Annotated in this window: 22 protein-coding genes and 2 pseudogenes; 19 read left to right on the top strand and 5 right to left on the bottom strand. The window is 47.4% G+C overall.

Annotated features, from left to right (window positions below; all coding sequences use genetic code 11):
* Positions 1-75 precede the first annotated feature (75 nt).
* The 7 genes and pseudogenes from GUC46_RS14150 (at position 76) to GUC46_RS14120 (ending at position 5,032) form a co-directional block, all read left to right on the top strand.
* Positions 76-396: a transcriptional regulator gene (locus GUC46_RS14150; protein ID WP_106902544.1), complete on the top strand. Its 321-nt coding sequence runs from the start codon at positions 76-78 to the stop codon at positions 394-396.
* Positions 397-440: 44 nt separating this feature from the next.
* On the top strand, positions 441-1,730 hold the full coding sequence (locus tag GUC46_RS14145) for an arsenic transporter (RefSeq protein ID WP_160180382.1): 1,290 nt from the start codon (positions 441-443) through the stop codon (positions 1,728-1,730).
* Between the two features lie 12 nt (positions 1,731-1,742).
* Positions 1,743-2,168 carry a glutaredoxin-dependent arsenate reductase gene (gene arsC / locus GUC46_RS14140; RefSeq protein ID WP_003030760.1) on the top strand — a complete coding sequence of 142 codons (426 nt, stop codon included), beginning with the start codon at positions 1,743-1,745 and terminating at the stop codon, positions 2,166-2,168.
* Positions 2,169-2,278: 110 nt separating this feature from the next.
* On the top strand, positions 2,279-3,439 hold the full coding sequence (locus tag GUC46_RS14135; RefSeq protein ID WP_049015173.1) for an IS30 family transposase: 1,161 nt from the start codon (positions 2,279-2,281) through the stop codon (positions 3,437-3,439).
* A gap of 243 nt (positions 3,440-3,682) precedes the next feature.
* Positions 3,683-3,748, top strand: a pseudogene (locus tag GUC46_RS24270) (hypothetical protein); the annotation flags it as partial.
* Between the two features lie 545 nt (positions 3,749-4,293).
* A complete protein-coding gene (locus GUC46_RS14125) occupies positions 4,294-4,767 on the top strand; it encodes an Ail/Lom family outer membrane beta-barrel protein (protein WP_226796480.1) in 474 nt (157 codons plus the stop codon).
* 10 nt (positions 4,768-4,777) lie between these two features.
* Positions 4,778-5,032, top strand: coding sequence for a hypothetical protein (locus GUC46_RS14120; protein WP_003846687.1), 255 nt, complete (start codon positions 4,778-4,780; stop codon positions 5,030-5,032).
* A gap of 60 nt (positions 5,033-5,092) precedes the next feature.
* On the opposite strand, the pseudogene GUC46_RS24265 reads toward GUC46_RS14120, so the two are convergent.
* Together GUC46_RS24265 and GUC46_RS14115 are read right to left on the bottom strand one after the other, a co-directional pair.
* A pseudogene (locus tag GUC46_RS24265) lies at positions 5,093-5,193 on the bottom strand (cytochrome b); the annotation flags it as partial.
* Between the two features lie 104 nt (positions 5,194-5,297).
* Positions 5,298-5,570: a hypothetical protein gene (locus tag GUC46_RS14115; RefSeq protein ID WP_003030757.1), complete on the bottom strand. Its 273-nt coding sequence runs from the start codon at positions 5,568-5,570 to the stop codon at positions 5,298-5,300.
* 238 nt (positions 5,571-5,808) lie between these two features.
* Here GUC46_RS14115 and GUC46_RS14110 point away from each other — a divergent pair, with 238 nt between their 5' ends.
* Complete coding sequence (locus tag GUC46_RS14110; protein WP_046670548.1) at positions 5,809-7,332, top strand: cyclic diguanylate phosphodiesterase; 1,524 nt, start codon at positions 5,809-5,811, stop codon at positions 7,330-7,332.
* 169 nt (positions 7,333-7,501) lie between these two features.
* Positions 7,502-7,699 (top strand): hypothetical protein, encoded by a 198-nt coding sequence (locus tag GUC46_RS14105; RefSeq protein WP_003840854.1) that lies wholly within the window; start codon positions 7,502-7,504, stop codon positions 7,697-7,699.
* A gap of 31 nt (positions 7,700-7,730) precedes the next feature.
* Here the strand turns inward: GUC46_RS14105 and waaZ are convergent, their stop codons facing one another.
* Both waaZ and GUC46_RS14095 read right to left on the bottom strand, forming a co-directional pair.
* Positions 7,731-8,507 (bottom strand): 3-deoxy-D-manno-oct-2-ulosonate III transferase WaaZ, encoded by a 777-nt coding sequence (gene waaZ / locus GUC46_RS14100; protein WP_139935310.1) that lies wholly within the window; start codon positions 8,505-8,507, stop codon positions 7,731-7,733.
* 424 nt (positions 8,508-8,931) lie between these two features.
* A complete protein-coding gene (locus tag GUC46_RS14095) occupies positions 8,932-11,019 on the bottom strand; it encodes a TonB-dependent receptor (protein ID WP_032936136.1) in 2,088 nt (695 codons plus the stop codon).
* A 395-nt stretch (positions 11,020-11,414) separates the two neighbouring features.
* On the opposite strand from GUC46_RS14095, the gene GUC46_RS14090 reads away from it, so the two are divergent.
* From GUC46_RS14090 to GUC46_RS14045, 10 genes are all read left to right on the top strand, one after another.
* Positions 11,415-13,037 (top strand): ABC transporter substrate-binding protein, encoded by a 1,623-nt coding sequence (locus tag GUC46_RS14090; protein ID WP_160180380.1) that lies wholly within the window; start codon positions 11,415-11,417, stop codon positions 13,035-13,037.
* Positions 13,037-14,011 carry an ABC transporter permease gene (locus GUC46_RS14085; protein WP_032936455.1) on the top strand — a complete coding sequence of 325 codons (975 nt, stop codon included), beginning with the start codon at positions 13,037-13,039 and terminating at the stop codon, positions 14,009-14,011. The genes GUC46_RS14090 and GUC46_RS14085 overlap by 1 nt, the downstream gene beginning before the upstream one ends.
* A complete protein-coding gene (locus tag GUC46_RS14080; protein ID WP_003030742.1) occupies positions 14,001-14,813 on the top strand; it encodes an ABC transporter permease in 813 nt (270 codons plus the stop codon). Before GUC46_RS14085 ends, GUC46_RS14080 begins: the two co-directional genes overlap by 11 nt.
* Positions 14,807-15,601: an ATP-binding cassette domain-containing protein gene (locus GUC46_RS14075; RefSeq protein ID WP_003846680.1), complete on the top strand. Its 795-nt coding sequence runs from the start codon at positions 14,807-14,809 to the stop codon at positions 15,599-15,601. Before GUC46_RS14080 ends, GUC46_RS14075 begins: the two co-directional genes overlap by 7 nt.
* Positions 15,585-16,175: an ATP-binding cassette domain-containing protein gene (locus tag GUC46_RS14070; protein ID WP_130714740.1), complete on the top strand. Its 591-nt coding sequence runs from the start codon at positions 15,585-15,587 to the stop codon at positions 16,173-16,175. Before GUC46_RS14075 ends, GUC46_RS14070 begins: the two co-directional genes overlap by 17 nt.
* 126 nt (positions 16,176-16,301) lie before the next feature.
* Positions 16,302-16,913 carry a metal-binding protein ZinT gene (gene zinT / locus GUC46_RS14065; RefSeq protein ID WP_236654168.1) on the top strand — a complete coding sequence of 204 codons (612 nt, stop codon included), beginning with the start codon at positions 16,302-16,304 and terminating at the stop codon, positions 16,911-16,913.
* A 139-nt stretch (positions 16,914-17,052) separates the two neighbouring features.
* Entirely contained in the window at positions 17,053-17,691 is a 639-nt protein-coding gene (gene leuE, locus GUC46_RS14060; protein ID WP_003840862.1) for a leucine efflux protein LeuE, read from the top strand.
* Between the two features lie 174 nt (positions 17,692-17,865).
* Positions 17,866-18,228, top strand: coding sequence for a DUF1971 domain-containing protein YeaR (yeaR, locus tag GUC46_RS14055; protein WP_003030735.1), 363 nt, complete (start codon positions 17,866-17,868; stop codon positions 18,226-18,228).
* Between the two features lie 3 nt (positions 18,229-18,231).
* Positions 18,232-18,414 (top strand): DUF1869 domain-containing protein, encoded by a 183-nt coding sequence (locus tag GUC46_RS14050; RefSeq protein ID WP_003840863.1) that lies wholly within the window; start codon positions 18,232-18,234, stop codon positions 18,412-18,414.
* A gap of 216 nt (positions 18,415-18,630) precedes the next feature.
* A complete protein-coding gene (locus GUC46_RS14045) occupies positions 18,631-19,275 on the top strand; it encodes a hypothetical protein (protein ID WP_003840864.1) in 645 nt (214 codons plus the stop codon).
* A gap of 52 nt (positions 19,276-19,327) precedes the next feature.
* Here the strand turns inward: GUC46_RS14045 and fdhF are convergent, their stop codons facing one another.
* Positions 19,328-21,475, bottom strand: a complete 2,148-nt coding sequence (gene fdhF, locus GUC46_RS14040; RefSeq protein ID WP_044712423.1) for a formate dehydrogenase subunit alpha — start codon at positions 21,473-21,475, stop codon at positions 19,328-19,330.
* Between the last annotated feature and the right edge of the window lie 117 nt (positions 21,476-21,592).

Below are 21,592 nucleotides of genomic sequence, written 5' to 3'. Positions count from 1 at the left end.
CAGAGAGAGCAGATGATTTCAAAGTTAATACATATGATTTACCATATGTTTATTCTAAAGGGAACGGAGAGAAAAATGCTACAACCTGTTCAGCTTTTCAAAATTCTGTCAGATGAAACACGGCTCGCCATTGTTATGCTTCTGCGGGAGTCCGGAGAACTGTGCGTGTGCGATATCTGTGCAGCTACCGCCGAATCACAGCCCAAAATATCACGCCATATGGCCGTCCTGCGCGAGGCAAAGCTTGTTCTTGATCGTCGGGAAGGGAAATGGATCTACTATCGTCTGTCACCTCATATTCCGGCGTGGGCCGCGGAGACAATCACGACATCCTGGCTGTGCCTTCGGGAGGATGTGCGGGAATGGTTGGCAAAGTCGGCCTGTACCTCCTGCTGAGGCAGGAGAACATATTTACATAATCATATATAATGGAGTCTGAAATGTTTTTGGCAGGGAGTATATTTTTACTGACGCTGGTACTGGTTATCTGGCAACCCAGAGGCCTGAGTATTGGCTGGAGCGCGAGTATCGGAGCTGCGCTGGCGCTGGGAACCGGAGTCATTCATATCGCAGATATTCCCGTTGTCTGGAATATCGTCTGGAACGCGACAGCGGCATTTATTGCGGTCATTATCATCAGCCTGTTGCTCGATGAGTCCGGCTTCTTTGAATGGGCCGCACTGCACGTCTCCAGTTGGGGTAACGGACGTGGCCGCCTTTTGTTTACCTGGATAGTCTTGCTTGGTGCCGCTGTTGCTGCGTTGTTTGCCAATGACGGCGCTGCGCTGATCCTGACGCCGATTGTAATTGCGATGCTGCTCGCACTGGGATTCAGCCGGGGCACGACATTGGCGTTTGTCATGGCCGCAGGATTTATTGCAGATACGGCCAGCCTGCCGCTAATTGTTTCTAACCTGGTGAATATCGTCTCGGCGGACTTTTTCGGTCTGGGCTTTACGCAGTATGCCTCCGTTATGATCCCCGTAGATGTGGCAGCGATTGCGGCCACTCTGGTCATGCTGCATCTCTTCTTTCGCAGGGACATTCCGGCGACGTATGACGTTTCGCTGTTGAAGACGCCTGCCAGTGTGATAAAGGATCCGGCAACGTTCAGGGCGGGCTGGATTGTCCTGTTATTGCTGCTTGTCGGTTTCTTTGTTCTGGAGCCACTGGGGATCCCGGTCAGCGCGATAGCGGCTAGTGGCGCAGCAATACTGTTTATAGTGGCGAAAAGAGGTCATGCCATCAACACCGGAAAAGTCCTCCGCGGTGCACCATGGCAGATCGTTATTTTTTCGTTGGGTATGTACCTGGTGGTCTATGGCCTGCGCAATGCAGGGCTTACGGAGTATCTGTCTGACGTGCTGAACCTACTGGCAGAAAAGGGGTTATGGGCAGCAACGTTCGGCACCGGCTTCCTGACCGCGTTCCTGTCGTCGGTGATGAACAATATGCCGACGGTGCTGATTGGTGCACTGGCGATTGACGGGAGCACGGCGACTGGCATCGTCAAAGAGGCAATGATTTATGCCAACGTGATTGGCTGCGATTTAGGACCGAAAATCACCCCGATTGGCAGTCTGGCAACCCTGCTTTGGCTGCATGTGCTTGCCCAGAAAAATATAACGATTACCTGGGGATATTACTTCCGTACGGGTATTATCATGATTCTGCCCGTGCTGTTTGTCACTCTGGCCGCGCTGGCGTTGCGGCTCTCCATCACTTTGTAATGAGATACAGATATGAGCAACATTACCATCTATCACAACCCTGCCTGCGGCACTTCTCGCAACACGCTGGAGATGATCCGTAACAGCGGCAACGAACCAACGATAATTTATTATCTCGATACGCCACCGACCCGTGATGAGCTGATTCAACTTATTTCAGATATGGGAATTACGGTGCGTGCATTACTGCGTAAGAATGTTGAGCCTTATGAACACCTGGGTCTTGATGAAGAGAAATTTAGTGATGAGCAGTTGATTGATTTCATGCTTCAACATCCGATCCTGATTAATCGGCCGGTAGTCGTTACGCCGCTTGGCACTCGTCTTTGCCGCCCTTCAGAAATAGTGTTGGATATTCTACCGGAAGGTCAGAAAGGAGCGTTTACCAAAGAGGATGGCGAGAAGGTCATTGACGAAACGGGTAAGCAGATTAAGTAATCTGCCACTTCAAAATACCGGATGTCTGTTCACGCTATGCGGGCGTCCGGTTTTCGCTGTGAGTTCAACGGGTCGATGCAACGCTATCCTTAATCAAGGGGGACGTTGCCATGAAACGAAGAACTCGGATTTACTACACGCCAGAGCAGAAGGCGATTATCTGGGACAGATATAAGCAAGGTGATTCCCTGCATGATATCGCCAGAATGTTCGACAGATATCATTCTTCTATTATGCCCACTATCCACCAGACTGGTGGATACCGTCCTCCTGTGAGAAAGCGGCACCGATTAGCGCTTACGCTTGATGAAAGAGAGGAGATATCCAGAGGATTGGTAGCAAAACTCAGTATCAGGGACATCGCTGCCAAATTATCAAGAGCGCCCTCAACGATTAGCCGCGAGGTCAGGAGGCACGGAGGTGCCAGGCAATACCGTGCAGCAAAAGCCGATACTTCTGCGTGGGAAAATGCTCTGAGACCAAAACCTTGCAAGCTAATTGAAAGCCCCACATTGTGTAAAATCATTGCAGAGAAGATGCATCAGGACTGGTCGCCGGAGCAGATCGCCGGTTGGCTGAAACGCTGTTATCCGGATAATCAGGAAATGCATGTGTCACACGAAACGATTTATAAAACGCTTTTTATACAAACCCGGGGCGCATTAAAAAAAGAGCTGCAACAATGCCTCAGAAGCGGAAGAGCGGTTCGTAGATCCCGAACGTCATCACTTAAAGGGAAAGGATTAGGGAAAATCCCGAATGCGCTATCTATCAGCGAAAGGCCACCGGAAGCCGCAGACAGAGCCATACCTGGTCACTGGGAAGGTGATCTGATCCAGGGCTCGAAAAACTCCTATATCGTCACCCTTGTAGAACGCCATTCCCGCTTTGTTATGTTGGCCAAAATCAGGGACAATAAGACCATAACGGTTATATCTGCACTCATCAGACAAGCCCGGGAATTACCTGTTGAGCTTTATAAAACATTAACCTGGGATCGGGGCGCTGAAATGACCAGCCACACCCGGTTTACTGTAGCAACAGACATCCAGATTTACTTCTGTGATCCTCAATCTCCCTGGCAACGTGGCTCAAATGAAAATACGAACAGATTGCTCAGACAATATTTTCCAAAGGGAACTGACTTATCGGTTCACAGTCAGCAGAGACTAAACAGCGTTGCGAGACAGCTCAACGAAAGACCGAGAAAAACGCTAGACTATGAATCACCCGCAGAACGGTTCAATAAGTGTGTTGCGTCCATCAGTTGAACTCACAGCTCAAATCGGACCTCTGCGGCAGCAACAGCTTTACCATCGAGGCTTGCCATTAGTGGTAGTGTGTTGAATGCGCTGGCGTGAAAAACTTGGATTCTTGGCGAAAACTCTTCCCCAAAACTAAAACCAAAGTTTAGATAATCAATGAGTTTAAAATGGTAGCTACTGGCTGATTTGAAAGTAGAGAGGATGATAATTTCGACTTTATCAAATGGTTGCTATGATTTTAGCAATGAAATGTTGCGCCACATGGGGTGGACCGAAGCGACTGACTTAATTGTTAAAGGTATGGAAGGCGCGATCATCGAAAACATGTAATCCAGATTCTGGGTTGTATAAGAATGGGAGCCGATTGGTTCCCGTTTTTTTTACCTGCAAAGTGCTTCCCGGGCACTCAGACTATTAAACTCATTTTAATAGCACTAAAGATTAAATTTTTATCTTTGTCATTACAATTCTATTTATTGATAAAAGATATCCATATCTTTCAATATTTATTTAATTCTATCCGGGTATGAGAACTAACTATAATTGAGTGGTGTTGGTATATTATTGATTGTTAGATGCAAAACAGTCGTTTTAAAAACAAGAAAATATTGGGAGTATATTAAAGGTGGTGGCGTTTTAATGTTGTTTTACTCTAATTTTAAGTCCATTTTTATCAGCATGCTATGATAATTTATTATTCTGAATGCTAATAATGTCCAAAAAAGAACATTTTTCCCGATTGATTTTTTATTACCTTTCTGTTTTTATCTTGGTGACATGCTTGAGACATAAAATTCAAAGCATGACTCCTTATTATGTGTGTAACTTACTATTAGTTGATGATGAAAATGGTTATTAAAATGCTAAGTTTAAAAACGGGTTTAGTGGCTGTTACATTATGTTTTGCTATGACAGTTTATGCAGGAGAAAGCGTAGTCACCGGCGGTTATGTACATACCCGGACAGATGGACAGAACCTTAACGGTCTTAACGCTAAATATGGTTATACCCCAGATGAAAGTGATTTAGGCGTTATAACATCCTTAACTATTTCGGCAAATGACGATAATGATATAGATCGTGGTTATGGTTCTGCATTAGCCGGTGCAAGTTATAAAGTAAATGATGTGATAAAACCTTATGTAATGGTGGGTATTGGGAGAGGTGCGATCAAAGCTAATGGTGAAACTGATACTTCTACAGGTTTTGCCTATGGTGCTGGTATTCAGTTTACCCCCATTGCAGCTTTCACTGTTGATGCAGGCTATGAAGGTTCTAAGGTCTTTGGCGCACAAGCTAATAGTATTGTAGTCGGCGCCGGCTGGAAATTCTAAGGTTATTTATATGAATAAATTAATGATAATACTGGTTGCGTTTTCTACTGTTTCTTTGATGTCTGGTTGCGTATCAGAAGAACAACGCTTAGCAAAGTGCGAAGCGAAGGGAATTAGCCGTGATGTTTGTTATCACGAAGAAAAAGAATATTGGAATAATTACAGTGCTAACATGAGTCGACTGCAGGCTGCTAATACACAAGCAGATGCTTTTAAAGAGTCTATGAGTGATCGCAAGAAGCATAAGCATTATGATGACGATTAATATTTTAGACCACGTACTTACTGTCTTGAGTGCTTATGTTCTTAACATTATAATCATTTATTAATTATTCAAATGCTTATGCTCAGGAATCACTCTCAAAAGCGTATTTTTTTCTGTATATAGTGATGAAATAATGCAGCGCCAGCATGGACTGCAATCAGAAGTAACAGATATTGGCGAGTTGACTCCCCCCAAGGCCAGAGGTATTTATGATAACAATGGCCTTACTTTGGTTTCAGAAAAACGCTTCGCCTGCTGTATGCAATCATTCTTTTGATGAAAGTTTGTACGGGAATACGTGCAGGGCATTGGCTGCAATGGGGTAAACACCAAGGCCTTCTGTTCGAGCTTTAATTTCCTCGAATGAGAGTGAAGGGGAAGGTTCTCGTCCTCCCCACAGATTAATACCTTCAGGAACATCGTCCCGACTGTACTCCTCGGCGATCTCAATAGTTCCGCCGCTATTCAATTCGATCACGACGCTTTTTCCGTCAACAGGAATGAGATTCCCTTCATTGTCAGTGATAAAGATTTTCATTTGCTTACCTCTTATTAGTACATTCATATGATAGCAAAATTGGAAGGAGGGATGTCATTATCGTTATGATCTTTCCAGGGATTATTTTTATAAAAATCAATTTCTTATGTTGTAGCTTTGGAAGTGTGACTGGGCGCATGGCGACTTTTGATTCTATCTACCATGCTCTGTAGAGATAAATTAGAACACGTCAATGCTCATCGCAACGACTGATCAGTTTTCACCACGGGACATGAGAATGCGCAAAGTACTTTTACCGGTAACCGCTGCGGTGTGTCTTTTTTTGATAGGTGTTTTTATTCTTAATATGCAGCTGTGGTATTCCTCTTCGACAGAAACCCTTGGAGGAGCCAGATATGCCGCGAAAAATATGGATAACATACTGGATGAAGCTTTCCAGGCAACTCGAACCGCTATGCACATCGCCGAAAAAAAATGCGATCTGGAGGGTCAATACCAACTTGGAACTGAAGCTGCACTTCGCCCTCATTTGCGAACGCTGATCATTATCCGACAGGGGAAGCTTTGGTGTACGTCACTGCCAGGTAATCGGATCTTGCTTAAGCAAATTCCGGTGATTACTGATACAAATTTGCTGCTTACTCCCGCAAGAAATACGGAAAATGAGATACCCGTTCTGCTGTATCAAACTCGTTTTCAAACCAACCACATCATTGTCACTATTAGCGGGGTGCATATCCGTGGAGCATTGAATGTTCCGTTAAAGGGGGTGACATATTCACTACTCGTAGGTGACGAAGTGCTTGGTTTATTGGGTGATGTGAAAACCGTTACAGCAAGCTCACAGATGTCTGGTCAGGTGAATTCCGCAAAGTATCCGTTCAGCATTATTTATAATGAACCGCCATTGTTTAGTGCAAAAAGGCTGGTTACACAAGGTTCAGGGATTCTGGTTTTTATCCTGTTAATATCTTTCGCAGCCGCTTATGCCATTGATAAATATCTAAATAAGAACGATACCCCAGAAGAAACGTTGCGCAGAGCGATAGTAAAAGGAGAGATCGTGCCTTTTTATCAACCTATCGTAAATGGTCGTGAGGGGACGTTACGCGGTGTTGAAGTGCTGGCCCGATGGAAACATCCAACAGCCGGATATATCTCTCCTGCCTCTTTCATTCCCGTCGCCGAAAAATCAGGCCTGATAGTGCCACTAACTCAAAGTCTGATGAGGCAGGTTGCGGCGAATATGAACGCCATTGCCAGCAAACTGCCATCTGGATTCCATGTCGGTATTAACTTCAGCGCATCCCATATCACTACCCCTACATTTGTTGAAGAGTGTCTGAAATTCAAAGATAGCTTCAGCCGCCATGATCTCAACCTGGTGATTGAAGTTACTGAGCGTGAGCCATTACATATAGATGAAGAACTTGTGCAGAGGCTCAATATCCTGCATGAAAATGGCTTTGTGATTGCGCTTGATGATTTTGGTACGGGCTATTCTGGGCTTTCTTATTTGCATGACCTGCACATTGATTACATTAAAATCGATCAGAGCTTTGTGGGAAGGGTTAATGAGCTTCCCGATTCAACCCGAATTTTGGATTGTGTTCTCGATCTGGCGCGCAAGCTGTCTTTAAGCATCGTTGCAGAAGGAGTTGAAACGAAGGCCCAGCTCGATTATCTCAACAAAAACAACATTGTTTTCCTGCAAGGGTACTATTTCTATAAACCAGTAACCTTCACTGAGTTTGTCATGATTCTGCTGGCAAAGCCTAAAGTGAAGGTTTTTGTCGAATAAATACAGGATAACCTTATTGATGAAAAGGGGGCATGAAATCTGCTTCGGGAGTAAAAATCCGATGATTATCTTTATTGTGAGACAAATCTCAGATTATGTTATTTAAAATCTATACCCTTATCGATGTAGTGGTTATTTGTGTTTTCATATACAGCAACTGGATAATGGCATGGCAGATATAACATTCGCGATGGAGCGTGATTCAAGTCACAGTGCAGCGAAAAAAGAGTTGGATGTACGAAACAACACGAAGTACACAAACCGCAACCAGCTTGTGATTGCCGCAGCACTGTTTTTAGGTGGTATCGTCGGGGTTATTGTTTTGGCATTGTATCTAATGGTGCATGAAGGGGTGTTTTTGTATTAATCATTTAAATATTCTTATCGTTGGTGTATTGCTAGTAGGAGGTGGAACAAGCTACTTCTTCTGTATTGATGAACGGAATAACATCGTAGGGAATAGCTGTTTGTGGAGAAAGATTGTAGATCTTACCGTCATAGTGGCTACTTACATAAGAAAATGATCTTAATATAAAGCTAAGATCAGCGGGTAGAGTCGTGGGTTGAGCGTTAACTTCATTGTAAAACCGTTTACAGCTACCTTTCAAATCTAAACCTGAAAAAATTATTCTTCCAAATTTTAGACTAATGGCTATTTGTAACGCGCTAAATGCGACCGTAGCACTACCAAAATGACCATGTGTTACATCAGTTGAAAATGCAATTGTTTTCACTTTTCTGAATGCAGAGCATTTAATTCGAAGATTCTTGTTAGTCATTGTTTTTATTTTATAGCGAATCTTTCTACCGATACCACCTCTGGATTTGCAAATGTCCTTTAACAGAAAACATGTGTTGAGCAAGCTCTCTGCCTCTGTTGAATTAGCTCTTTTAATAACATCTTCACTAATAAAGGTATGCTGAGCATAGGCGGAATACTTATAAAATAAGTCTTTATTGTTTTCATAAAAAGAACCGTCACAAACAACATAAAGAAATACAGGGATATTGTTGTTAATTAAATAGCCTGCGCTACCATTTACGCAAATGCAGCTTTTACTACGCATTATCTCAAGGGGCGTATCTAATGATGAAGGTCCAGACAAGTAAATAATACAATCATCGGAAACTCTTTCACCCATTATTCCATTAAGTATTTCGTGTGTGATGAGCATGGCGGTTACCGTGGATGTTATTTTTGAAATAATAACATTGAGTATCCGTTCCAAATCAAAGAAGATGTTTCTTTTTGTTTTTTAAACTTGAAGAATTGATTATGTGAATGTATTTTTATTATTATTTTGATAAATGTTTATTTGAGAGTAAGGTCTGGTAACTCAGAAAAATATGATGATGTTGGCTTTTGTTTTTCGGTTTTTAAAATCCAGGCATTTGTTGTGTGAATAAATCTGATTCTGGTGTTCTTGCCTGGTAAGAATTTAACATGAAAATTAGTTACTTTTAGTTACAGGTGGCTGAGAGTGTTTTAATCATATCCTTATAAAGAGTGCGATTTTATAACATCATCCGCCTGTTATTTGATGTAACATAATTCCTGACGGGCTATCAATTCCAGTCCGTCAGGAAGGGAAAACAACATTAGAACTGATAGTTTAACGATACCCAGTAGTTACGGCCCGGGTTTACGTATCCGGTAGTGGATTGTGCAGTCTGATAATAATCACCTGCGTAGGTGCTATTACGGCCCACCTGGTAAAGTTTAACCTCGCTAAAGTCTTTATCCAGCACGTTATTAACTGCCGTATTAAGTGTCAGATCTTTGGTCAGTTTGTAAGACATTCCCATGTCCAGGACGGTCCAGGCTTTTAAATTAGCACCTTTATCGTCATAGACGGCTTTTTGTACTGCGCTGAGATTGTCGTAATTTTCCGTGAAGCGTGGGGCCTTACCGCGATAACGTGCGCTCAGCCAGGCGTTCATATCTTCCGTTGCCTGCCAGTTCAGACGGGCGTTAGCCATATGCTTTGGTGTATAGCTTAACGGCGCGCCTTTATTGTCACCATCTTTTTGCTTGCTCTGAGTGTAGGTGTAGTTGAGAGATAAGGTCAGCACATCCGACCATAGAGGGAAGGTGCTGGCAAATTCAACGCCATCGGTCCTCGCCTTGCCGCTGTTGGTATAACTGTTGGTATTATCATCGATAGAATACGAGACAATTTTATTTTTGTATTCAGTATAGAAGCCGGTAATGTTGGCGTTAAGCCCGGCGTTGTTCTCGTAATACAGCCCTGTTTCGTAGCTGATGCTTTCCTCTGGTTTGAGGTCCGGGTTCCCGACCGTATTCACCGTTCCTTGTGCGGTTACGCCGCTGATCCCGTTATGCAACTGGCTAAGTGATGGCGCTTTATAACCGGTCGTTACGCCGCCTTTGAGCGTCCATTCGTCGGAAACATCCCAGACCATATACGCACGTGGGCTGAGATGACCGCCAAAGACATCGTTATGCTCATAGCGTGTTCCTGCAGTTAAGGCCAGCGAATCGAGAATATGCCATTCATCTTCGGCATAGGCTGCCCACGTTTTTTGGTGGAACGTCTCGCCGGTATTGGCCAGCACCACACCATCTTTCATCCGTGCATCCCAATATTCCCCGCCGAGGGTTAACAGATGCGAATCACCTAGTGGTGTCAGCAGCACGGAGTCCAGAATGACGTTGGTGTTCTTCAGTTCACGCGCGTCACCGGCCCGACCTGCGTTCTCTGGCGTGAGTGCGGAGGAGACCAGTTGTCGGCCCTTGTTCTCGGTTTCATTCCAGCCGAGGGAGGATTTCCAGGTGCCGAACGTTAAGGCGGTATCGTGGCCGAGGGTCACTTTGTTACGCTCATAGCGCAGCGTTTTATCATAACCTCCCGTCAGGTTACCCAACTGACCGTCATCGTTGTCATAACGCTGTCTGGCGGAGTCGAGATCCAGCCACAGCGTATTGCTTTCATTGGCTTTCCAGTCGAATCGCGTGCCAATATTGTAGTTTTCCGACTCGGTTGGATAAGGTACGCGGGTGGAGGAGGTATCGCTCAGCGAAGTGACGCTGGAACCCTGACGCTGGGTTGTGCTCCCCCGAACCTGCATATCCAGTACGCCCGCGATTAACGGGCCGCTTGACCAAAAGTTGGCGACCGTACTGTTACCCCATTTATTACTCTCTTGCAGGTTAACGCCGGTATTGATGGAAGTGCTCCATTTATCGGTGCTTTTTTTGGTGATGATATTCACCACGCCACCGATTGCGTCGGAGCCATAAAGCGTCGACATCGGGCCGCGGATAACCTCAATATGATCGATTGCCGCCAGCGGGGGCATAAAGCTGGTATTCATGGCAGAGAAGCCGTTTGGCGTCACGTCGCTGCTGCCGTTTTGACGAATACCGTCAATCAGGATCAAGGTATAGCTGGCGGGCATGCCACGGATGCTGATCTCCAGACCGCCAGTTTTACCGGTGCTGCTTTCAACATCTACCCCTTCAACAGAACGCAGGGCTTCACCTAAGTCATTATATTTATTGGTTTGTAACTCTTGCTGCGAAATAACAGAGACGCTGGCGGCGGCATTGGTGATTTTCTTTTCGTAACCGGAAGCGGTTACCACCATGACATCTTCAGCAAATACCAGGGGGCTGGAAAATCCTAAACAGGACAGAACGACAGAGGCAACAGGTTTTAAACGCATAGTCAAACTTCCTTTGTTAAAAATCAAAGGCAGTAAGATAAGTGATCGTAATGATAATACAAATAATTATCATTACAAATTTACATAACTTGTCACTTCTGGTGTTTTTTTTGAATAAATATACATAAATTGTCATGAATTTTAGATAAGGAAATAGCAGGAAGGGTAAATAGTCCGCATGAGTAATTATTAGATAGGAATTAATATTCCTTTGAATAAATGGCGAGGGATTAATCTATATTTTGAGATTCACATCGTACTCATAACGGAGTATCAGAAAAAAGTATGATAATTTTAGAAAATCGTCATACTTTTCTGCGCCGCATCATTTTTTTCGTCATTTCTGTCCGCCATAATCCCTTCCCCAGGAGACTGCTTAACGACTCTAAATCGTTATGCAGCATAAAAATAACGTAAATCTGGATAACATAATGATCAAAGGCAAGCTGGCACTGCTTACGTGCGCATTGACTCTCGCATTAACCTCACCACTTCTCGCCGCGCAAAATGCGAGCGAAGGGCAGACGTTAAAACTGGCAATTGGACCGGAGCCAACGGAAGGTTTTAACCCGATGCTGGGCTGGAGTCATGGCAGCTATCTGCTTTTGCATGCACCATTATTAAAACAAAATGCAGATATGAGCTGGGGAAACCTGCTGACGGAAAAAGTAGAGACCAGCGCAGACGGCAAAACCTGGACGTTGACGTTAAAACCTGACCTTAAATTCTCTGATGGTTCGCCGCTAACCGCTGAAGATGTGGTGTTCACCTATAACAAAGCAGCAAAAAGCGGCGGCAAAATCGACATGGGAAACTTCACCCATGCCAGTCTGAAAGATAACCGCACGGTAGAAATTACGTTGCGTAGCCCGCAAAGTACCTTTGTGAACGTGCTGGGTTCATTAGGAATTGTTCCGCAAAAACGGTATGACGAAAAAACATTCGCTAAAAATCCGATTGGCGCGGGTCCGTATCGACTGGTGAGTTTTCAGCCGGGGCAGCAGTTGATCGTTGAGGCTAATCCCTGGTATGCCGGTAAGAAAAATGATTTCAGTAAGCTGGTGTTTGTCTTCCTTGATGAAGATAACGCTTATGCCGCAGCGCGCAGCGGCCAACTGGGACTCGTACGTATCGCGCCGTCGATGGCGGTCGCTCCTCAGCAGAAAAATTTGAAACTTTGGGTACGCGACAGCGTGGAAAACCGCGGCATTGTGTTCCCGATGGTTCCTGCAGGTAAAAAAGACGCCAATGGCTATCCGATTGGGAACGATATCACTGCCGATGTTGCCATCAGGCGCGCCATCAACTACGCCATCGACCGTAAGCAGCTTGCCGATCAGGTCATGGAAGGTCATGCGATTCCGGCGTATAGCGCGGTTCAGGGTCTGCCATGGCAGGGACAATCAGTTGCGTTCAAAGATGGCGATAGCGAAAAAGCGCGAACGATTCTTGAAGAAGCCGGCTGGAAGGTGGGTAAAGACGGCGTACGCGTGAAGGACGGTAAAGAGGCTCGCTTAACGTTGTGGTACGCCAGCGGTGACAGTACACGCCGGGATTTAGCCGAAGCCGTACGTGCGATGCTGGAGCCAGTGGGTATTCAGATTTCTCTGCAATCCGGGAGCTGGGAAACTGTTGAGCGGCATATGCATGCCAACCCGACGCTGTTTGGCTGGGGAAGTCTGGATCCGATGGAGCTTTTCCATCACTACAGTAATCAGGCTGCGGGCGTGGAATACTACAATCCAGGCTATTACAGCAATCCTGTCGTTGAGCAGCATCTTAAACAGGCAATTGACGCTCCGGACTGGCAAAAAGCGTTGCCGTTCTGGCAGCAAGTTGAGTGGGATGGCAAGCAAGGGGCTGGCGTGCAGGGCGATGCTGCCTGGGCATGGCTGCTGAATATTCAGCATACCTACCTGGCAAATCCGTGTATTGACTTAGGTAAAGGCGCACCGGAGATTCACGGTAGCTGGTCACTGCTCAATAATCTGGATGAATGGACCTGGACCTGCCGTTGATGAAGTCTGTTGTGGGCCATTTTCTACGGCTGATAGTGTTATTAGTGCTGGTTGCGGCTGGCACTTTTGTGCTGCTCAGCTTTTCTCCGGTCGATCCGATTCGGGCTTATATCGGCAACGATCTCCTGCATGTGCCGCCGGAGCAATATGCGCGTATCGCGGCTCGCTGGGGATTGGACCAACCGCTATGGGAGCGTTTTGGTCACTGGTTTGGCCGTGTATTACAGGGCGATCTCGGCTACTCAATGTTGTTTAACGCGCCGGTTGCCAGCGTGATCAAGGAGCGCTTTGCGACTTCGTTTGCGCTGCTTGGTGGCGCGTGGCTACTCTCTGGCATATTGGGAACGGCAATGGGGTTTGTCGCGGGTCGCTACCTGAATCGCTGGCCGGATAAAGCAATCTGTCGCCTCAGTTATCTGCTTTCTTCGCTGCCGACCTTCTGGATTGGCATGCTGTTGCTGGCATTATTTGCCGTGCGCTGGCCGGTATTTCCGGTCTGCTGCGCGTGGGAGCCGGGCAATAGCGGCGATATGGCGACGCTGACTGAGCGTCTGCGCCATCTGGTGCTTCCCGTTTGCGCGCTCAGTTTGCTGGGGCTGGGACAAATTACGCTTCATACACGGGAAAGCATCGCCAGCGTGATGAAAAGCGATTTTGTCCGTTTTGCGCGTTCTCAGGGAGATAAAGGCTGGTCACTGTTACGCCATCAGGTTCTGCGTCATGCAATTACGCCTGCGCTGTGTTTGCAGTTTGCCTCGCTGGGGGAGTTGTTGGGAGGCGCATTATTGGCCGAAAAAGTCTTTGCTTACCCGGGACTGGGGCAGGCCACTATTGATGCCGGATTACGTGGAGATCTGCCGTTACTGATGGGAATTGTATTGTTCAGTACCGTATTGGTGTTTATTGGTAACTCGCTGTCTACCTGGCTTGTCCGTATGTTGAACCGTGCTCTGGAACGACCTGATGCTCTATAACCCGACGCCGACGCTGATTCGTCTTTTGCTCTCTTTTAGCTGCCTGTTATTCATTGCAGTGTATGGTGCCGCAATGCTGGATAACCCGTTGAGCGTTAATCTGCTCGCCCGGCATTTACCGCCTGATGCGCTGTACTGGTTTGGCACCGACAACCTTGGTCGCGACCTGTGGATCCGTTGTTTTCAGGGTGCACTAACCAGTCTGCAAATTGGTATTGGTGCGGCGTTGTGTAGCGGTTTCATCGCGTTAGTGATGGCGGCGGTTTCGCGCATACATCCGCGTCTGGATGTGCTTATGCGCCTGATTACCGATGCCATGCTGTCGATGCCGCATCTGCTGTTGCTCATTTTGATCTGTTTTACGCTGGGCGGTGGGAAAAACGGCGTGATTATGGCGGTTGCGCTGACCCACTGGCCGCGTTTGGCGCTAATCCTGCGTGCTGAAGCGCAGCGCGTGGCCCACAGTGACTACTTGACGCTGACCTGGCGTCTGGGGCACGGCCATTTTTACTGCTGGCGACATCACTATCTACCCGCCTTATTACCTCAATGGCTAACGGGAACACTACTGATGTTTCCCCACGCGGTGTTGCACAGTGCGGCGTTAAGCTTCCTCGGTTTTGGGCTGGCACCGCATGAACCGTCACTGGGACTACTGCTGGCGGATGCGCTGAGATTTATCAGTCATGGCGATTGGTGGTTGGTGCTGTTTCCGGGACTGATGCTGTTCAGTCTGGTGATGTTATTCGATCAGCTCGCAAGGGCGGTACATCGTTTATGGTTACGAGGTGACGCATGTTGAGTTTAAGACAGGTCTCGCTGGAGGTGGCGCGTTATCGCTGGTACGGCGCGAGAAACTGGTCTTCGCTGTTGCAGGATATCTCTTTCGACGTGGCACCGGGTCAAATGGTGGCGTTAGTGGGAGGAAGCGGGGAGGGTAAGAGCCTGCTGCTGCAATGCCTGCTCGATCTCTTACCGGAGAATTTGCGCTTCCAGGGCACTATCACACTGGAGGGCAAAACGCTGAACAGCGATGATATTCGCAAATGTCGTGGCGATACCTTCAGCTATGTCCCGCAAGGCGTTCAGGCGCTTAACCCGCTGCTCTCGATTGAAAAGCATCTGCGCAGGGCATGCCAGCTTTCTGGCCAACAATGGAATGCCGGAAAAATTGAACGATTGCTCCAGCGTAGCCGACTGGAAAGTCGCGTATTAGATGCTTTTCCGCGCCAGCTTTCAGGCGGTATGGCGAAACGTGTCCTGGCCTGTCATGCGTCTCTGAGTCAGGCTCGCTATATTCTGGCGGATGAAATTACCGCCTGGCTTGATGCACCTCTGGCTAATCAACTCCTTGAACAGTTGCGTGAGCAATGTGAGCAAGGGGCTGGCGTTTTATGGGTAACGCATGACCTCACGCTGGCGGCCCGCCATGCGGATCGTATTGTCGCGCTGCATCAGGGAAGGGTGTCGGATAACGTCAGCCGGGAACAGCTGTTACGCGGAGAGATTAGCGAACATCTGCAACGACAATGGCGGGCGCTGCCTGAAAGAAATCAACTTTTTGGAGAGCGCGATGTTGTGCTGTCGTGATGTAACAATCCGTCAGGGAGAAAAGGTTCTGTGGCAAAATCTGACCTTCTCTCTACACCCTGGAGAACGTATTGGGATTTGTGCGCCAAGTGGGACGGGCAAAACGACGCTGGGACGCGTGCTGGCGGGCTGGCAGAAACCAACTTCGGGTGACATTCTGGTTGATGAACAACCGTTGCCGATGCACCAGTATTGCCCGGTGCAACTGGTGCCACAGCATCCGGAATTAACTTTTAACCCCCGACGCAGCACCGGTGATGCGGTTCATGATGCCTGGCGACCGGATGCTGAAATGCTTACCCGTCTTCACATCAACCCAGAGTGGTTAACTCGCCGCCCCGGACAACTTTCTGGCGGTGAACTGGCGCGAATTGCTTTACTTCGTACGCTGGACCCGCGGACACGTTTTCTTATTGCTGATGAAATTACCGCCCAGCTCGATCCTTCCATTCAACGGGATATCTGGGCGCTGCTGCTTGAAGAATGCCAGCGTCGGCCATTGGCTATGCTGATTATCAGCCATCAACAGGCCCTGCTTGAACAGCTTTGTTCCAGCAAACTCCTTGTAACGTGAAATGAGATAAGGCTTGTAGCTGATCTATTGATTAAATTGATATGTTATATTATAACACTCACTCGCAAATGATTTGAGGGTGAAATTTTGGCTATTTGTATTAAAAAACTGACAATTGCTCTGGGGATGCTTGTAGTCAGTGGTTCGGTTATGGCGCACGGTCATCATTCCCATGGTGCGCCGATGAGCGAAGCAGAACAAAAGGCGTCGGAAGGGGTTTTTGATGATAACCAGGTGCAAAATAGGGCGCTGACCGACTGGGATGGCATGTGGCAATCTGTCTATCCGTATCTGGTCAGCGGCGAGCTTGATCCGGTCTTCAAAAAGAAAGCGGAGAAAGACAAAAGCAAAACGGCAGAACAAATTAAAGATTACTACCGTGAAGGTTATGCAACCAACGTAGACACCATCGGCATCGAAAATGACGTAATGGAATTTCACACCGGTAATCAGGTTGCATCATGTAAATACGACTACGCCGGTTATAAAATTCTGCACTATAAGTCAGGCAAGAAAGGTGTACGTTATCTGTTTGAGTGTAAAGACGCTAACAGCAAAGCACCTAAATACGTGCAATTCAGCGATCATATTATCGCGCCGCGTAAATCGAGCCACTTCCATATTTTTATGGGAAATACCTCGCAGGCAGCCTTGCTTGAAGAGATGGAAAACTGGCCGACCTACTACCCTTACCAGTTGAAGGGAGAAGAGGTTGTGGATGAGATGCTGCACCATTAATCCGGGCTAACCTTATCTGTACACACCCGTCACCAGTGGCGGGTTTTTTAATTCATAACCTTCTCTTTCCATCACCCGATGCATTCGTTAGCATATTGTCTCGCAGCAAGTGCATGTGTTTTTTCAGGAAGAGGTTAACGTGTTCGCAGAGTATGGAGTTCTGAATTACTGGACGTATCTGGTGGGGGCTATTTTTATCGTGCTGGTACCGGGGCCAAATACGATATTTGTGTTGAAGAACAGCGTTGGTCGGGGAGTGAAGGGCGGTTATCTCGCCGCAAGCGGTGTGTTTATCGGCGATGCCGTGTTAATGTTTTTGGCCTATGCCGGAGTTGCCGCATTGATCAAAACAACGCCCGTTTTGTTCAACATCGTTCGCTATCTTGGCGCGTTTTATCTGCTGTACCTCGGTGCGAAGATCCTGTATGCAACACTGAAATCGAAAGCTGGCGATGCCGCGCCTGAAGAAGTCCCGTTTGGCGCTATTTTTAAACGTGCGTTAATTCTGAGCCTGACGAATCCTAAAGCTATTTTGTTTTATGTGTCGTTCTTCGTGCAGTTTATTGATGTCAATGCGCCGCACTCAGGGCTGTCATTCTTTATTTTGGCTATTACGCTTGAGATAGTGAGCTTTTTCTATCTGAGCTTTCTTATTTTCTCCGGCGCGTTCGTGACGCAGTATATCCGTACGAAGAAAAAGCTGGCCAAAGTGGGTAATTCCCTTATTGGTCTGATTTTTGTTGGTTTTGCCGCTCGTCTGGCCACGCTTCAGTCGTGACGCCATTGGCCCGTTGGTTACGGCGGGCCTTCAATATTACACCCTGCAATTCATTTATAATTGTATTGTTATAACCAATAAATGGTATTTTAAATGTATATTATGAGGCGTACCCTGTGTACAGCAGCGGTTCAGTAAGAACTCGCTGGTTGTCGACTGGAAAAGGGAAGAAAAATGCTTCAAATTCCACAGAACCATATCCATACACGCTCTACTCCATTCTGGAACAAAGAAACGGCACCTGCCGGAATTTTCGAACGCCACCTTGATAAAGGAACCCGTGCCGGGGTTTATCCTCGACTTTCGGTTATGCAGGGGGCGGTCAAATATCTCGGATACGCAGATGAACATAGCCCGGAGCCCGTAGAGGTGATGGTTATTGAAGCCGGTCAGTTTGGCGTTTTTCCACCGGAAAAATGGCATAACATCGAAGTGATGACCGACGACACTTACTTTAATATCGATTTTTTCGTTGCCCCGGAAGTTCTGATGGAGAGCGCGAATCAACGAAAAGTCGTGCGCACCGGCAAGGAGTAAATCATGGGCAAAGCAACCTATACCGTAACAGTGACCAATAACAGCAACGGCGTGTCAGTCGATTATGAAACTGAAGCGCCGATGACGCTGTTGATTCCGGATGTGGCCGCTGAAGTGGTTAAAGACCTGGTCAATACGGTACGTTCATACGATACCGAGAATGAGCACGACGTCTGCGGCTGGTAGATGTTAGCCTCTGCCTCTGATTGCATATTTTCGTTTTTGATTTATAAACCGCACTGCGTTTCTCTGGCGCAGAGCGGTTTTTTTATCCGTGTTAAACCTGGAAATATCCGGAAAAAGATTTCTTAAGAATACCTTAAGAAATCCGCATTGATTGCTAATGTTGGATCATTCACAGGGGTTATGATCGTGAAACAGTCACAATACAGAACCTCGCTTATGAAACTGAATACCCGACTAACATTACCCACTTTCATTCTTGGGCTGATCATCGTAGCGATCCCGTTCACTGCGAATTGGAATCTACCTTTGCTCAACGGTACTGTCGTCAGATGGATTGAGAATGGCCAGGCGTTATGGCTGCTGTTTGGAGCGCTTTTTACTCTCAGCTACATCCGGCCTTTATCACGTCCTGAAGGCGAGAAACAATTTTGGCTTTGGGCGGCTGTGTGGTGGTTGGTGTTGCTGGGTCGCAGTACCAGTTGGGGCCGTGATTATTTCCCCGAGCACCCTAAACTTCTGTTCAGAGTTATCTCAGTGGTATTGATTGCAATGATTATTCTGCCTGTCCTGATATCAAAACGCTTACGCCAGGATATTGCCCGTCGCTTACGCAATGAACCGCTGCCGCTATGGCTGTTAGCGATCACCACCTGTGCATTTTTGATCTCCGATACGGTAGAGCATCATCGTCTGCTGGCCCCTGTCTTTTTGCACAACGCGCAGTACGGCGATCTCATTGAAGAGCTGTATGAACTCCCGTTTATGGTAGGATTGTTCCTGATGAACCTCGGTTTTATGCAGCGGGATAAGCAGGAAGAATCTGCTGCTATTCGCTTTAGTGAACCACAGCTGGCGAAGTAACGAGAAAATACCTGAGTCTGGATGACCAGACTCAGGCGGTTAGCGAGGTGACTTACGCAATGGCCTCGCACAAGCGTGATTTCATGTCGCTATACGTCTGTGCGGCATACTTTTCAGCCCATCCCTGATCGCTAATGTGCTCAATACTTACGGCGCAATATTTGGTTTCCGGCGTTTTCGAAATAGGATCGAGGTTATCCTGGGTTAACTCGTTACACGCACCAATCCACCATTGATAGGTCATATACACCGTTCCGGTATTGATACGCTCGGATACATCCGCGCGGCTGATGACCTTACCACGACGCGAGCTGACCCATACCAGGTCACGATGACGAATACCCAGTTTTTCTGCATCATGAGTATTGATTTGCACATACCCAGGCTCATCTGCCAGGGCTTGCAGCGCTGCGCAGTTGCCGGTCATTGAACGACAGGAGTAGTGCCCAACTTCACGCACTGTACACAGGACCAGCGGATACTTTTCATCAGGAACTTCTGCGGGCGCTCGCCATTGTGCGGCAAACAGTTTGCCTTTGCCATTGGCGGTATCAAACTGGCTGTTCGCGTAAAGGTAAGGTGTGCCGGGGTGATCGAGCTCCGGACATGGCCACTGAATATGCCCCATTTCACCCATTTTCTCATAGGTTACGCCGTAGAACAGCGGGCACAGCTCGCGCATCTCATCCCAGATTTGCTGGTTACTTTGATACCGCATGGGATAGCCCATTTCACTGGCCAGCAGGCTGATGATCTCCCAGTCACGCTTGACATCTCCTGAGGGTTCAATCGCTTTTTCAAAACGCTGGAATCCACGATCGGCGCAGGTAAAGACGCCACCGTGTTCACCCCAGGAGGTGGCCGGCAGGAGGACGTCGGCCATTTCCGCTGTCTTGGTCATGAAGATATCCTGCACGACAATAAAATCGAGCGCGTTAAACCCTTCGCGGACCAGACCTAAATCGGCCTCGGTTTGCAACGGATCCTCCCCCATGATGTAGTAGGCTTTAATTTTGCCTTCAATAGCCAGATGCGGAACTTCGGTGATGCGCGTCCCAACCTTGTCATCCATCTGATTAACGTCAATGCCCCAGGCGTTGGCGAATTTCTCCCTGATGGTGAAATCGGTCACGTCCTGATACCCAGGGAACTGGTTAGGCAGTACCCCCATATCGCACGCGCCTTGCACGTTATTCTGCCCACGCACCGGCCCAACGCCGACGTTAGGACGTCCCAGATTGCCGGTCAGCAACGCCAGGCTCGACAAACCACGAACCACGTCAACGGCCTGGCCAAACTGGGTGACGCCCATTCCCCACATCACGGTTGCCGATGGCGCTGCGGCAAATGTACGCATCGCCTGACGAACCTGCTGTGCGGGAACACCCGTTAAATGTTCAACGGCTTCAGGCGCATAGTCCTTCACGGTTTCCCAGTATGTTTCCAGTCCTTCCGCATGCTTTTGTACATACTCGCGATCGTAGAGTTGCTCTTCGATGAGGACATGGCCAAAGGCGTTAACCAGTGCCATATTACACCCGTTTTTTAACTGCAAATGTTGGTCAGCGATACGAGCAGTTTCAATACGACGTGGGTCACAGACAATGATTTTTGCGCCATTCTGGCGAGCTTTAATTACCCTGCGAGCCACGATCGGGTGCGAGTCGGCGCAGTTATAGCCAAAGATCAGCAGACATTTTGAGTTTTCAATGTCGCTGATGGAATTGCTCATGGCGCCATTGCCTAATGTTTCCTGTAACCCGGCAACGGAAGGGCCGTGACAGACACGGGCGCAGCAATCGACATTATTGGTATGGAGAACGCCACGTGCGAATTTTTGCATCACGTAGTTGGTTTCATTCCCTGTTCCACGTGAAGACCCAGTGGTCATAATGGCGCGGGGGCCATAGGTATTTTTGATTTCAGATAAGCGTTTTGCGGTGTAACGAATGGCTTCATCCCAGCTAACGGGAGTGAATTTTCCACCTTTTTCATAACGGATCATCGGGCGAGTCAGACGGGGAGTCAGAAGGCGAGTGTCGTTAAGAAAATCCCAACCATAGTAGCCTTTCAGGCATAACTGATTTTGGTTCGTTACACCCTCTGCGGCCTCGGCGCGGATGATTTTGTTATTCTCAACAACAAGCTTGAGCTTGCACCCGGCCCCACAGTATGGGCATACACTGGTGATTTTTTTCATCAATAACAGACCTGTTAAATGCTGAAATAGCGCGAATTGTAAACGGAGCCGCGCGATACGCATCGCGGACTACGATTTGTCATAGTGACCGGTTGTTTAAGCATAAATCGTGCCAGA

Origin of the sequence: Citrobacter sp. LUTT5 (genome assembly GCF_009905315.1) — a bacterium.
Classification (GTDB): domain Bacteria; phylum Pseudomonadota; class Gammaproteobacteria; order Enterobacterales; family Enterobacteriaceae; genus Citrobacter; species Citrobacter freundii.
Note: the sequence above shows the minus strand (reverse complement) of the source record. Positions and strands in the feature narration are given on the sequence as shown.